The 13428-nt window shown below is 71.0% G+C and carries 12 protein-coding genes; 6 read left to right on the forward strand and 6 right to left on the reverse strand.

The features are described from left to right. Positions 1-12: 12 nt before the first annotated feature. Positions 13-630, forward strand: coding sequence for an adenosine kinase (locus ACFSVL_RS11065; RefSeq protein WP_378303167.1), 618 nt, complete (start codon positions 13-15; stop codon positions 628-630). Between the two features lie 201 nt (positions 631-831). On the opposite strand, the gene ACFSVL_RS11070 is transcribed toward ACFSVL_RS11065, so the two are convergent. After that, positions 832-1779, reverse strand: coding sequence for a hypothetical protein (locus ACFSVL_RS11070; RefSeq protein WP_378303116.1), 948 nt, complete (start codon positions 1777-1779; stop codon positions 832-834). After that, positions 1776-2618: a transketolase family protein gene (locus ACFSVL_RS11075; RefSeq protein ID WP_378303118.1), complete on the reverse strand. Its 843-nt coding sequence runs from the start codon at positions 2616-2618 to the stop codon at positions 1776-1778. Before ACFSVL_RS11075 ends, ACFSVL_RS11070 begins: the two co-directional genes overlap by 4 nt. On the opposite strand from ACFSVL_RS11075, the gene ACFSVL_RS11080 reads away from it, so the two are divergent. Beyond that, complete coding sequence (locus ACFSVL_RS11080) at positions 2612-3535, forward strand: anti-sigma factor RsbA family regulatory protein (protein WP_378303120.1); 924 nt, start codon at positions 2612-2614, stop codon at positions 3533-3535. The genes ACFSVL_RS11075 and ACFSVL_RS11080 overlap by 7 nt on opposite strands. 70 nt (positions 3536-3605) lie before the next feature. Here ACFSVL_RS11080 and ACFSVL_RS11085 read toward each other — a convergent pair whose 3' ends face one another. Then, the gene (locus tag ACFSVL_RS11085; protein ID WP_378303122.1) at positions 3606-4250 is read right to left on the reverse strand and encodes a carbonic anhydrase; all 645 of its coding nucleotides are present in this window, start codon (positions 4248-4250) and stop codon (positions 3606-3608) included. Between the two features lie 489 nt (positions 4251-4739). Between ACFSVL_RS11085 and ACFSVL_RS11090 the strand changes: the two genes are divergently transcribed. Together ACFSVL_RS11090 and ACFSVL_RS11095 are read left to right on the forward strand one after the other, a co-directional pair. After that, positions 4740-5657, forward strand: a complete 918-nt coding sequence (locus tag ACFSVL_RS11090) for an acyltransferase domain-containing protein (RefSeq protein WP_378303124.1) — start codon at positions 4740-4742, stop codon at positions 5655-5657. Between the two features lie 1420 nt (positions 5658-7077). After that, positions 7078-7767: a PAS domain-containing protein gene (locus ACFSVL_RS11095; protein WP_378303126.1), complete on the forward strand. Its 690-nt coding sequence runs from the start codon at positions 7078-7080 to the stop codon at positions 7765-7767. A gap of 120 nt (positions 7768-7887) precedes the next feature. Here ACFSVL_RS11095 and ACFSVL_RS11100 read toward each other — a convergent pair whose 3' ends face one another. Continuing rightward, positions 7888-8700 (reverse strand): thioesterase II family protein, encoded by an 813-nt coding sequence (locus ACFSVL_RS11100; protein WP_378303128.1) that lies wholly within the window; start codon positions 8698-8700, stop codon positions 7888-7890. Positions 8701-8953: 253 nt separating this feature from the next. Between ACFSVL_RS11100 and ACFSVL_RS11105 the strand changes: the two genes are divergently transcribed. Then, positions 8954-10135, forward strand: coding sequence for a cytochrome P450 (locus ACFSVL_RS11105; protein ID WP_378303130.1), 1182 nt, complete (start codon positions 8954-8956; stop codon positions 10133-10135). 42 nt (positions 10136-10177) lie between these two features. Next, positions 10178-11356, forward strand: coding sequence for a cytochrome P450 (locus ACFSVL_RS11110; RefSeq protein ID WP_378303132.1), 1179 nt, complete (start codon positions 10178-10180; stop codon positions 11354-11356). A 162-nt stretch (positions 11357-11518) separates the two neighbouring features. On the opposite strand, the gene ACFSVL_RS11115 is transcribed toward ACFSVL_RS11110, so the two are convergent. Next, positions 11519-12343, reverse strand: coding sequence for an ABC transporter permease (locus tag ACFSVL_RS11115; protein WP_378303134.1), 825 nt, complete (start codon positions 12341-12343; stop codon positions 11519-11521). Positions 12344-12362: 19 nt separating this feature from the next. After that, entirely contained in the window at positions 12363-13310 is a 948-nt protein-coding gene (locus ACFSVL_RS11120) for an ATP-binding cassette domain-containing protein (RefSeq protein WP_378303136.1), read from the reverse strand. Positions 13311-13428: the final 118 nt, after the last annotated feature.

The raw sequence follows: 13428 nt of genomic DNA on the forward strand, positions 1-13428 counted from the left end.
CGGCACAGAGCAATCACTCCGGACGGCGAACGAACCATGTGCACCTACCTGGGCGCGTGCGCGGAACTGGGGCCTGAGGACATCGATGCCCGGCAGGTGGCGTCGGCGGCGGTGACCTACCTCGAGGGTTACCTCTGGGATCGCCCTCGGGCGAAAGACGCCTTCCGGTTGGCGATGTCCCTCACGCACCAGGCGGACCGCCGGGTCGCGCTCAGCTTGTCCGACGGCTTCTGCGTCGAACGCCACCGTGCCGAGTTCCTCGACCTGGTGCGTTCGGGAGTGGACGTGCTGTTCGCGAACGAGGACGAGATTCGCTCGCTGTGCCAAGTGTCCACAACGGACGCCGCGGTGGCACAGTTGCGCGGTGCCTGCGAGATTCTTGTGGTCACTCGCGGGGAGAAAGGTTCCGTGGTGGCCGGAGCGGGCGTGCAGTACGAGGTTCCCGCCGTCCCCGCCGCGGTCGTGGACACCACAGGCGCCGGGGACGCCTACGCCGCGGGCTTCCTGCACGGTCTCACGCGAGGAGCGGGCCTCCACGAATGCGCCCACCTCGGCTCGGCGGCTGCCGCCCGGATCATCTCGCACCTGGGGTCCCACGCGATTCCCGACATCACCATTCGCCGCGGCTGACGCACCGGTCGGCTCCGCACGGCGGGTCGTGAAACCGGGGGCGAATCTGCGGTCGCCCCCGGTTTCAGGACGCTTTCGGCGGACGGGCAAAGAGAGCTGGCGGTGTATGTCACGGCCGGCTCTCGAGCGGACAGCGAGTGCGCCGCGGGATGATCGCCCGCCGACACGCCGCGGTCGCCGTCGTGAGGAATCCGCCAGTGCTCAGCCGACCTCGCTCGTCCGGAGGGGGTGGTCGGAGCGGGGCGGTGCGGAGTCCCGCCAGAGGGCGCAGAGCTGCTCGACCGAGAGGCGGTCGAACGCACTCGCGACGCCTGGCCGGTCGTGCTGGATCAGTTCGGCCGCCAGCGCGCACTCAGTCCACCGCCCGCGCGCTCCCCAGCTGCGGAGGTCGCGAAGAGCCTGGTCCAGACCCACCACCTCGCCTCGCTCGTTTCGCGCTGCCAGCCGCGTCCGCATCTGCTCTCGTCCGCGCGGCGTCAGCTGGTCGAGAAGTGCCGTCAGGTTCAGATCGGTCCAGCCTCGCGGCGGAGCCTGGTCCGCGGGTGTCTCGGGCATCGACGGCGCCGCGAAGAGCAGTTCCACTGCGGGCAGACCACCGAGAACGTACATGTCGCGCAGGAGGTCCGCCGGCTCATCGGGACAGTGGACGAACGCGATCATGCGGTTCGTCATTCCCAGCACGGCGCGAAGCTGCCCGTCTGTCCGCCTGTTCCCGTTCGACGAGCCCTTGCGCTCGGCGAGCCACATCGTCAGCGGAGTGCGGCCGCCGCGCGCGTTCCGGCGGACGAGCAGGCACCTCGACGGTTCTCGTTCCGACATCATCACGTGGAGACGGATCCGATCGGTGGTCGCCTTGACCCACGGGTAGGACCACAGGGCATTCGACCGGGCCGCGTCCAGCTCGACGTCGAACGAGGACACGACCGACAGTCCATGTGCGTCGAGGAAACGGCGAACGGCCGCCATCCGCCCGCTCACCAGCGCCTCCGGCTTCACCACGACCAGGGCCAGGTCCCACAGCCGGGCGGCGACGTCGCCCGCGAGCCCGGCGGCGATGGCCATCGCCGTCCGGGGAAGCGGGTCGGCACCGTACGCGGCGGCCTTCTCCGGCAGCCTCGTGAGCGCTGTCCAGCCGGCTGTCCCGCTCACGTCAGCAACTCCTGGGCAAGCCCGGCGAGCTTGTCCGGGCCGATGCCGTAGTGGGAGAGGACGTCCAGCTGGGGACCGTTGACGATCGGCTCGTCCGGGATGCCGAGGCACCGGAACCGGACCGGGATCCCTCCGGTCATCAGCGCCGTCGCACAGGCTTCGCCCAGACCGCCGTGCACGCTGTGCTCCTCGACCGTCACGAGTGCGCGAACTCGCCGGGCGACCTCGAACAACGTGCCCGTGTCGAGCGGCCGCACGGTCGGCATGCTGACGACAGTCGTGTCGACCCCCTTGCGCTCCAACGCTTTCGCGGCTTCAAGTGCGATCGCCACGGTTTCGCCCGTCGCGATGATTCCGGCGTCGCCGCCTGCCCGCAGCTGTGTGGCGTGCTCGACCGTCACCGGCCCGGACCGGCTGGTGTGCACGCACGCCAATGCCCGCTTCCCGAGCCGGATGTACACGGGTCCGTCGGTTGCCGCCGCGGACCGGACAGCTGCCTCCGTCTCGCAGTTGTCCGCCGGCGCCACGATCGGGATGCCGGGCATCGCACGCAGCGCCGCGTAGTCTGCGATGGAGTGGTGCGAGGCGCCGAGGGCTCCGTAGCTGATCCCCGCGCTGATCCCGATGAGCCGGACCGGATTGCGGCCGTAGCTCACGTCCACTTTGAGCTGTTCGAGCGACCGGGCGGTCAGGAAACACGCGGGCGAGACGACGAACGGTTTCATGCCGCAGGCCGCGAGCCCGGCGGCATCGCCGACCAGATTCTGCTCGGCGATGCCGACCTCGACGATGTGATGCCGGCGAAGAACCCGGCGTTTCGGGCGGGGCGTCCGTGACACCGGACCGAGCGTTCCTGCACGCGGCGCTGTTCTACCGCAGTGCTGACGAGTTCCTGGCGGGCCTCGTCCCTTTTGCCCGCGACGGGCTGGCGGCGGGCGAACCGGTCGCAGTCGCCGTGCCGCCGGAGCACGTGCGCCTGGTGCGGGCCGAGCTGGGCGCGGACGCCGGGAGGGTGCTGCTGGTCGACATGACCGAGGCGGGCCGCAATCCGGGCCGGATCATCCCGGGCGTGCTGCGTGCGTTCGCCGACGGGCATCCGGACCGGCACGTGCGGATCGTCGGGGAGCCGGTCTTGGCGGGCCGGTCGCCGGCGGAGTACCCGGCGTGCGCGCAGCACGAGGCGTTGATCAACCTGGCGTTCGAGGGCCGCTGGGCGACCATCCTGTGCCCCTATGACGCTGCGGCTCTGGGACCCGTCGAGCTGGCGGACGCGGTCCGGACACACCCGTGTCTGATCGACGGCGCGGGAGCGTGCGTGAGCGGCGGGTACACGCCGGACGCGGTGGTCGCTGGCTACAACCGCGAACTGCCGCCACCGCCCGGTGCCCGGTCCTTCGTCGTCGCCGAGCCCGACCTCGTCGACCTCCGCGTGGTGACCGCCGAGACCGCGCGGCGGCACGGCCTCGCCGAGGATCGGGTCGAGAACGCGGTGATGGCGGTGCCGGAGCTGGCGGTCAACAGCGTCGAGCACGGGAGCGGATCCGCGGTGGTGCGGCTGGGCTTCGCCGGCGGGCAGTTGGTGTGCCAGGTTCGGGACAAGGGGTGGCTGGCGGATCCGATGGCCGGTCGCCTTCCGGCTCCTCCCCATCAGGTCCGCGGCCGGGGACTCCTGCCGGTGAACCATCTCGCGGACCTGGTGCGGATGCACTCGGACCCGTCCGGGTCGACGGTGGAGGCCCGGTTCGCCGCCGAATGAAGGCACCCGGCTTAGATTGTTCGTCGCTTCCGGCGAGGAAGGGGATGGGCCGCACCCTTGAACGGGCCGGTCAGGGCACCGCGTTGGCGGTGGCGGCGTCGATGCCGTGTGCGGCGACGATTTCGGCGCTGCCGTCGGCGAGGCGGTAGCGGAGGCCGACGACGGCGGCCTGGCCGTCGGCGACGCGGTCGGCGAGCACGCGGGAGCGGTCCAGCAGCAGGTCGACGGTGTGCTTGACGTGCTCGGCGAGGATTTCGTGCGGTTCGGTCAGGCCTGCTGCTCGTGCGGCGAGGACGCTGGGGGTGACCTTCTCGACGACGTCGCGGACGTAGCCGACGGGTGCGAGTCCGTCTTCGAGGGCTGCGGTGGCGGCGCCGACGGCGCCGCAGGAGTCGTGGCCGAGGACGACGACGAGGGGGCAGTCGAGCAGGTCGACGCCGTATTCGATGCTGCCGAGGACTTCTCCGCCGATGACCTGGCCTGCGGTGCGGACGACGAAGAGGTCGCCGAGGCCGCGGTCGAAGATGATTTCGGCGGCGAGGCGGGAGTCGGAGCATCCGAACAGGACGGCGAACGGGTGCTGGTTCGGCGCGATCGCGGCGCGGCGGGCGGCGTCCTGGTTGGGGTGTTCCGGGGCGCTGGTGACGAAGCGGTGGTTGCCTGCCATGAGCAGGTCGAAGGCTTCTTGCGGAGTCGGCGATGTCGTGTCGGCCATGCTCGCAGCTTAAGCCGGTGCGGGCGGCGACAGGTGTTGCCGTCGTCTCGCTTCCGTCCGGTGCCGTTCCGGCGGTGCGCGGACCGATGTGCTTCGGGGAGAACGCGTCCTCCCGCCCGCCGCTCTGGCACTCGTGCGGCAGCGGATCGGGGCGCGCGGCGAACTCTGGGGTTTTTCCGGTTGCCGCCAAGGCAAGCTGGGATGTGGGCAGCCCCGGCAGCGCCGAAACGAGCTGCCTCAGGCGAGGAGAGGATGTGTGCTGGCGTCGATCCGCGGTTCGGACCTCGTCCGGGTGCCGGGGAAACAGGTGCCCGGGGAGCGGAACGCGCGGGGTGGCCGAGCGCCCGGGGCGAGGGGCGGACTCGCGGGAGTCCGTTCTGCCGGAGGCGTTTCCGGCCGCCGAGGCACCGGCCTGGCTGCCGTGAGCGGCGGGTTCTCGCGTACGGGAAATGCGGTCGGCGCGGGCGTACGGGCATCGGTGATGACGGCGTGACCCGGTCGGCCGTGGTGCTCTTTCCCGGAATGGCGCCGGCGACGTTCGACGATCTCGGCCGGTTCCTGGTGCTCGACCGTTACGTCCGGCCCTGGCTGGCCGCCGCCGGCGAGGTGCTGGGCGAGCCGGTGCTGCCCGCGTTCCGGGCCGAATCCGCGCACTACGGGCCGTTTTCGCAGGTGGCCTTTCTGGCGAGTTCGCTCGCGCTGGCCGAGCGCGCCGAGCACGAATACGGGATGACGCCGGGTGTTTGCGTCGGTCCCAGCTTCGGCCAGCGCGCCGCGGCGGTGTACTCGGGTGCTGTCGGTTTCGCCGACGCGGTCCGGTTGACCGCTGCCTGGGCTCGGTGCGAGCGGGACTATTTCGCCGCGCAGCCCGAGGCTTTCGTGACGCAGTGCTTTGTCCGCGTGCCGGACCAGGCGATTCCGGAAGTGCTGGCCTGCCTCCGCGAACGGGGGGAGTGGGCGGAGGTCTCGGCCGACCTGGGCGACGGCGCGGTCATGGTGTCGGTGTGCGAGGCGGTTCTCGGCGAAGTGGTGTCGGCGGTTCGGCGGCGGGGCGGCTACGCCATGCGGGCGATGCGACCGGCCATGCACGCGAGGCGCTTCGCGCCGTTGCGGGAAGCGGCGGCCGAGGTGCTGGCCGGGTGCGCGGTGGCCGATCCGGAATTGCCGGTTGTCGCTGATCAGGACGGCCGGGTGGTGCGCACCGCGGCCGGGGTCCGCGGCATGCTGCTTGACGGCTTCGATCGTCCGGTGGATTGGCCGGCCGCGGTCGCCGGACTGGCTGAACTGGGCGTCGAAACCGTTTTCGTCACCGGTCCCGACCGACTGTTCCGGAAACTGGAGGCAACGCGGTCGCTTGGTGATGTTTTCGCGGTAACTCCGGATACGGTGGGCTGGGTGCGCAGGTGAGCACATATCGGCATCGTGGTTCCCGAAAGGTCGTTCTTTCCGGATCCGAAATGTGCACTGTTGCCGCGCTAAAGCGGTGAACTGACCTGCTTCGGCGCGCGGTGCCGGCAATGTGCTTCGAGGTGCGTCGCGAGCGGTCCGGTTGATCGTATTCGTCTGAGGTGCGGCGATGTCCGGTCTGCGGGAACGTGCGGAAACACTTGTGCCCCAGCTGAAGCTGGACACGGATGCGTGTCGAATTCTTGTGCGGCAACGATTTCCGCAGTGGGGAGGCGGCGGACGGGTGGCTGGAGTTTGGCGTGAGATTGCCGAAAGTTCATTGTATGGCAAAGAAAAGTCAGTGTTCGCGCTCGGGTGGTGTGGGCTTGTCCGAGATCGATGGCCGGATGGCCGCGACGGTTGCGCCGCGTGCCGGAGCGGCGGGTGGCCGAACGGGGCGCGGAATCCGGGGGGAACGCGATATCGGCATTGTGTCCGTGATCGCCGATCGAGCCGGAAACTGTAGTGCGAAAGGCTGGCGTGGTTCGGGCGGAGCTGCGGCCGGCGAGACGCAGTGTGCGTATTTTCGCACAAATGCGCACAAGTGAGCGGGGTTGGTTCGGTATCGGGTTCACTCATATGCATGATTGACGCTCATCTGGGCGCCTAATGGCTGCCTGTACTTACCTTGCGGACGGGCATGTTCGTGCTGGAAATCTTGCCGGGAAACCGTCCTCGACGGTAATGTTCAGCACCGGAGCACCACTGTTTACGCCACGAGGTCCGCATGACGGGAGGGGCCAATGCGGGGTCGTTGGTCTCCGAGGTTCGCCGGAGGCGAACCCGGGAGGTGCGAACCGCCGTGTCCGGGCGAACGGGCAGCCAGTCCCGAGTTTGCTCACCTGAGCGAGCCAGCGGGGCCGGAGTTCCGCGACGGCGAACTGTCGCGGCAGGCCCTTCGGGGGGTTCTCGTGGCCGCGGTCTCGTGCTGCTCCTCGCTCCACACCGGGATTCCGGCCGCTGCGGAGGGCTGGCGAGAGTCGGCGCATGCGGATCGGCGGTGGCGCCGGCCTGGCCGGTCCGCCAGGACAGACCGGGTCCGCGGCCACGGGCGACGGCCGGGAAGAGCCGGTGCGGGCAACGGCAGCCCCGTCCGCGCGACGCAGTTCCACGTCTCGCTTCCGGCTGTCTTGGGCGGCGTTGCCCGGTGCCCGGCACCGGGCGATGGCGCGAACAAGCAAGCAAACACTGTCGTTTGCCAGGAGTTGGTCTTCGGGCGGTTGGCCGGCGGCTCTTCGGCGGACTAGTTTTCGCCGCCGAGCCCTGGATTCCACGCCGGGAGCGGTGCGCCGCGCGGCGCATTCCCGGCGATTCCCCGAACGCGACTCCTGACGATGGAAAATCGAATGACGCAACGGCATGAGAGGGACGGTCTGTTCAGATGAGCTCGAATCCAGTGTCCCATCGCTCCGCGGCCATGGGGCGCTCTCCGGACGCCGCCGAACACGGCGACAGATACCGGTCGCTGTTCGACCAGTCCGGAATGTGCATCGCGAACCTCGACCTCGGGCTGCGGGTGACCGACGTCAACCGCTTCTTCTCCCGGCAGTTCGGCCGCAGCGTCCAGGATCTGCGCGGCCGCGGGTTCTGCGACGTCCTGCACCCGAGCGTGCACGGGAAGGTCCGGGACCAGCTGACCCGGCTGCGCGAGGGGGGCCGCTCGCGGTTCGCCGAACAGGTCGTGGCGCTCGGCGCGGGCGAAGGGACGTTCGTCGGCGAGCTGGTCGGCGTCGGCGTGCGCGGCGGCGCGGGCCGGGTCACCGGGCTGATGGCGCTGGTGCAGCCGGAAGACGCCGAGGGCGTCCCGCCGGCGGTCAGCGGCAAGCGGGTGCTGCTGAGCCCCGTCGACGCCCGGATCCTCGAAGGCGTCGCGACAGGCGAGTCCACGGTGCAACTGGCGGCGAAGCTGTTCCTGTCGCGAGGCGGAATCGAGTATCACGTCACCACCCTCCTGCGGATGTTGAAGGTGACCAACCGGCCGGCTCTGGTGTCGAAGGGCTATTCGATGGGAATCCTCAGCCTCGGGCACTGGCCGCCGCGGGTCCGGCCGGAATACATCCGTTCTTCGTGATCCCGGGTGCGGCGGCCGGTCCGCGGGGACCGGGCCGCCGAGTCGGCGACGCCCGGAGCCGGGGCCGGGCACGCCCGCGCTCCCGCCGAAGCGGTGCCGACGGCGCGGCACCGCGGCGGTTCAGCTCGAAGCGGCTGAGATGCCGGTGCGGGGCGCGGTGGCGCCGCGATCCTGCCGGGAGTGCGGAGCACGGCCGGCCCGGGCGAGTTCGCCGGAGATCTCCCGGTTCACCGCGGCCGCGTGTGCGGTGAGGTAGAAGTGCCCGCCGGGGAAGGCTTTCCGGCGGAAGGCTGCGGTGGTGTGCTCGCGCCAGCGGTCCACCTCGGCGAGTGTGGCTTTCGGGTCCGCGTCGCCGATCAGCGCGACGACAGGGCAATCGACCTGCGCTTCGGGCCGGCCTCGGTAGGTTTCGGCCGCGCGGTAGTCGTTGCGGATCGCGTGCAGCGCCAGCCGGCGCATTTCCGCGTCGTCCAGCATCGCGGTGTCGGTTCCGCCGAGCCGCTCGACTTCCCGAAGCAGTTCCGCGTCGGCAAGCCGGTGGAAGTGCTCCGCCCGGCGTGTCGCCGGCGCGCGGCGTCCGGAGACCACCAGCGCGGAAGCGCTGCCGGTGCGCAACGCGGTCTCGAACGCGACGGACGCGCCCATGCTGTGTCCGAAGTAGACTGTCGGCAGCTCGGGTTCGCCGCGGAGGATCTCCGCAATCTGGTCGGCGTAGGTTTCGACGGTGGGCAGGCATTGTTCGCGGTAACGGTCCTGCCGGCCGGGGTACTGCAGCACGACGACGTCGATGCCAGGCGGGTGTGCCGCCGCGACCGGCCGGTAGAAGCTGGCCGAGCCCCCGGCGTGCGGGAAGCAGACCAGCCGGCGGGCGGCGGCCGGAGCCGGCCGGAACCGGCGGAGCCAGCGGTCGGAGTTCGTCCCGGTGATGCTCATGGTCGGCGTTCCTTCGGACGGCGGAAGCGGAGCGGACCGGCGGCTCGTCGCCGGGTCGTGGCAGCAGTAGACACCCGTCGTGCCGAGGAAATCACTAGAGACCCGGCGGCTCGCCGCCGAGTCCGTGCCTCGGCCGATCTCGGGGATCTGGTGCTTTCCACACCCTTTCGTCAGGAGCTTTGACAGCGTGGCCGCGGCACTGGGATCTTCGGACCGAAGAGGGAACGTCGTCAATCCGCAATGGAGCCCGACCATGCCCAACTCCGCTGAGCACCTGCCCAGCCTGGCCGATTTGCCGATGCCTGTGCTCCAGCCCGCTCCGGACTGGCGGCGGCTGCAGGAATCCGGTGCGGTGGTCCGGGTGCGGACCTATGCCGGCGACGAAGCGTGGCTGATCACCCGGTACGCCGAGATCAAGAAGCTGCTGACCGACCCGAGGCTCGGGCGCACGCATCCGGACCCGGCGAACGCGCCGAAATTCATCGACAGCCCGATGTTCGACCTGGCCGTGGGCCAATCCGACCACACGACCGAACTCGCCGACCACCGCAGGCTGCGGACGGTGCTCGCGCCGTACTTCTCCCGCAATCGGATGGCCGCGCTCGAACCCGCGGTGGCGCGGATCGTGGACGAAGAGGTGGCCGCGCTGGCCGCGCACGGGCCGCCCGCCGATCTGCAGGAGGAATTCGCGAACCCGCTGTCACTGGCGGTCCTGTGCGAGCTGATCGGCATTCCGGCCGAGGAGCGCGGCGAACTGGGAAAGCGGCTGGCCGAGGCGAGCCTGCTCGGCAGCGAAGCCGGCGGGCAGGGCCCGCTGTCGGCGATGCTCGGCGGGCTGGCCGCCGAGCGGCGCGCGCGGCCGCGAGACGACCTGATGTCCGGGGTCTGCGCCGCCGGGCTGCCCGACGGCGAAGCCACCGGCATGGTGGCCGGCGTGATCTTCGCCGGGCACGGCAGCGTGGTCAGCCATCTCGGCTTCGGCGTCGCGCGGCTGTGCAGCGACGAACGGCTCCGCGCCGCGGTCGCCGCGGATCCCGGACTGCTCCCGGACGCCGTCGAGGAATTGCTCCGCACGTCCAGCGCGGGCGGCGGGTCCATGCCGCACTACGCGCTGGAGGACCTCGAAGTGGCCGGCGTCCGCATCGCGGCGGGCGATCTGGTGCTGCTGGACTTCGCGCTCGCCAACTTCGACCGGCGGGCCTTCGCCGACCCGGACCGGATCGACCCCGCCCGTACCCCGAATCAGCACCTGACCTTCGCCCACGGCCTGTGGCACTGCGTCGGCGCGCCGCTGGCGCGGATGGAGCTGCGGCTGGCGTTTTCCGCTCTGCTGCGGCGTTTTCCCGAGCTGCGGCTGGTCCGGCCGGTGGCGGAGCTGAGCACGCCGAGCGATCAGCTGGCCGGCGGGCTGTCCGCCCTGCTCGTCGCCTGGTGAACCCCGACCACCGCACCCCGCCCCTGTGCAAGGGAGACTGAAATGCCCTGTCCTGCCGAGGACCTGCCCAGCCTGGCCGCTCTGCCCATTCCCGTGCTCCAGCCCGCTCCGGACTGGCGGCGGCTGCAGGAATCCCGTGCGGTGGTCCGGGTGCGGACCTATGCCGGCGACGAAGCGTGGCTGATCACCCGGTACGCCGAGATCAAGGAACTGCTCGCCGGCGCGAAGCTCGGGCGGGCGCACCCGGATCCGGCCAACGCGCCCAAATTCATCGATTCGCCGATCCTCGACGCGGCCGCCGGCCAGACCGACTACGCGAACGAGGTCGCCGAGCACCGCCTGATGCGATCGGTGCTCACCCCGTACTTCTCCCGGAAGCGGATGCTCGCGATCGAACCCGCGGTGGCGGCGATCGTCGACGAAGCGGCGGACGTCATGGCCGCCCACGGGCCGCCTGCCGATCTGCAGGAGCTGTTCACCAACCCGGTGTCGATGGCGGTCGTGTGCGAGCTGATCGGGATTCCCGCCGAAGACCGGGAGGAAGTGGGGCGGCGGCTCGCGGACGTCAGCATGCTCGGCGGTGACACTGACGGGCTGGGTCCGGTAGCGGACGCGCTGGGGCGGCTGATCGCGCTGAGGCGGCGGGAACCGCGCGACGATCTCCTCTCCGGCGTTTGCGCGACCGAACTGTCCGGCGACGAGGTCGCGAACCTCGTCGCCGGGGTGATCTTCGGGTCCCGCGGCGTGGTGAACCATCTCGCGTTCGGCGTCGCGCGGCTGTGCAGCGACGACGACCTTCGCGCGAAGGTGACCGCTGATCCCGAGCTGATGTCCGCCGCGGTCGAGGAGTTGCTGCGCACCGCCAGCGCGGGCGGCGTGATCATGCCGCACTACGCGCGCGAAGACCTCGACGTCGGCGGAGTCCGCATCCCGGCGGGCGACCTGGTGCTGCTCGACCTGTCGCTCGCGAATACCGACTCGCGCGCCTTCGACGAGCCGGACCGGTTCGACCTCGCTCGGCCGTCGAACCCGCACCTGACCTTCTCCGCGGGCATCTGGCACTGCGTCGGCGCGCCGCTGGCGCGAGTGGAGCTGCGAGTGGCGTTTTCCGCGCTGCTGAAGCGGTTCCCCGGCCTGCGCCTGGTGCGGCCGGTGTCGGAACTGGTCGCACCGGACGACGAACTCGCCGCCGGGCTGACGGAACTGCTCGTCGCTTGGTGAAACGGCGTCGCCGTGCGGCGCCGGCGGCGATGCATGCCCGCTTGATACTCGCCTGCCCGTATCTTTACGTCCGTGAGGGGAACCCTGAGGGAATCTGATTCCCTCAGGGTTCCCCTCACGGACGTAGCCGGGCTTGTGGCTTGCGGGCCGCGCGGCTCCCGGTCAGAGCGGGCGGCGGAAGCCGGGAAGGGCGGCGAGGGCGCCGACGACGGCGAGCACGACGCAGATGCCGACGGTCAGCCCGGCGGCGCCCAGCCCGCCGCCGGGGATGCCGAGGGCGAGGGTCCGCATGGTGTCGACGGCGTAGGTGAGCGGGTTCAGCTGCGCGAGCGTGTGGGTCCAGCCCGGCAGCGCGGAGATCGGCACGTAGGCGCTGGAAATGAACATCAGCGGGAACACGGCGACGACACTGACGTTCTGCATGGTCTGCGCCCGCCGCAGCCACGCGCCCAGCGCGAGGAACGGCCAGCCGACGCCCCAGCTGACCACCAGCGCCAGCAGGAGCGAGGCGAGCACGCCCGCGGGGCTGCCGCCGGGCCGGTGGCCGAACAGCGCGATCGCGATGCCGAGCATCACCACCAGTTGCAGCGCGCAGAACCCGAGGCCGGCGAAGCTGCGCGCGACCAGCGGGACGAGCGGGTGCACCGGCATCGACCGCAGCCGCGCGAGGAAGCCGTTGTCAAGGTCCTCGACCAGCGCGACACCGGACTGCATCGCCTGCTGCAGCGCGTTGTTCAGCAGGATCGCCGGCATCAGGTAGTCCACATAGGACAGTCCAGGCGGGAAGGCGGCGGTCGTGGTCAGGATCGCGAACACCTGGGTGAACAGGAACAGCAGCACCGTCGGCTGCAGCAGCCCGAACAGGATCTCCTGCGGGTCGCGCACCGCGGTGCGCAGCTGCCGCCAGGTGAGCGTGGCCGCCTGCGCGGCGAACGAACTCGACGGCCAGCGGGCCGGGACGGCGGCCGGGCCGGGAAAAGCGGTCATGGCAAGGCTCCTGAGGGGGTCAGGCCGCGAGCGCGGAATGGCGGGCGGTGAGGGTCAGATAGACGTCGTCCAGCGTGGGTTCCCGCAGTCCGATGTCGTCGACCTCGATGCCCGCCTCGTCCAGCGCGCGGATGACCGCGGCGAGTTCGCGCGCGGAATCGGCGGGAGCGACGACGGCGCCGGGCTCGGCCGCGGCCGGCTGCAGTCCGGCGCGGCGCAGCGCCGCGCACGCCGGATCCGTTTGCGCGGCAACCGAAAGCCGGACGTGCACCGAGCGCTGGCCGACCCGGGCCTTGAGCGCGGAGGCGGTCCCGGACTCGACGACCCGGCCCGCGGACATGACCGCGATCGTGTCCGCCAGCCGGTCGGCCTCGTCCAGGTACTGGGTGGTGAGCAGCACCGTGGTGCCCTGTTCGACCAGTCCTTCCACGATCTGCCACAGCGTGTTCCGGCTCGTCGGGTCCAGTCCGGTCGTCGGCTCGTCGAGGAAGATCACCTCCGGCCGTCCGACCAGGCTCGCGGCCAGGTCGAGCCGACGCCGCATGCCGCCGGAGTAGGTGCGGGCGGGCCGTCCGGCCGCTTCGGCCAGCTCGAAGACCGCGAGCAGTTCGTCGGCCCGCTCGGCCGCCTGCCGCCGGTTCGCGCCCAGCAAGCGGGCCAGCAGCAGCAGATTGGCGCGTCCGCTGATCGCGGCGTCCACCGAGGCGAACTGCCCGGTGAGGCCGATCCGCCTGCGCACCTCGGGGCCTTGGCGGCGCACGTCGTAGCCGGCCACCGACGCGGACCCGGACGTCGGGGGGAGCGTCGTGGCCAGGACGTTGACCAGGGTCGTCTTGCCCGCGCCGTTGTGGCCGAGCAGACCGAGTACGCGGCCGCGGCCGACCGACAGGCTCACTTCGTCGAGCGCGGTCACCGCGCCGAACGTCCGGGTGATCGCGGTGGCCTCGATCACGCAGTCGCGGCTCATGGTGTTGCCCTTCTTCGGAACGGCCCGGTGCGCGGTCAGTATGGGGCGGGCGGGGCTGGGGAAAGTCCCAGACGTGCCGGGCCCGGACGGCGGGTTCCCGGCCCGAGGACTAGAGGTT

The sequence above is a fragment of the Amycolatopsis silviterrae genome (assembly GCF_042684085.1).
GTDB lineage: Bacteria > Actinomycetota > Actinomycetes > Mycobacteriales > Pseudonocardiaceae > Amycolatopsis > Amycolatopsis silviterrae.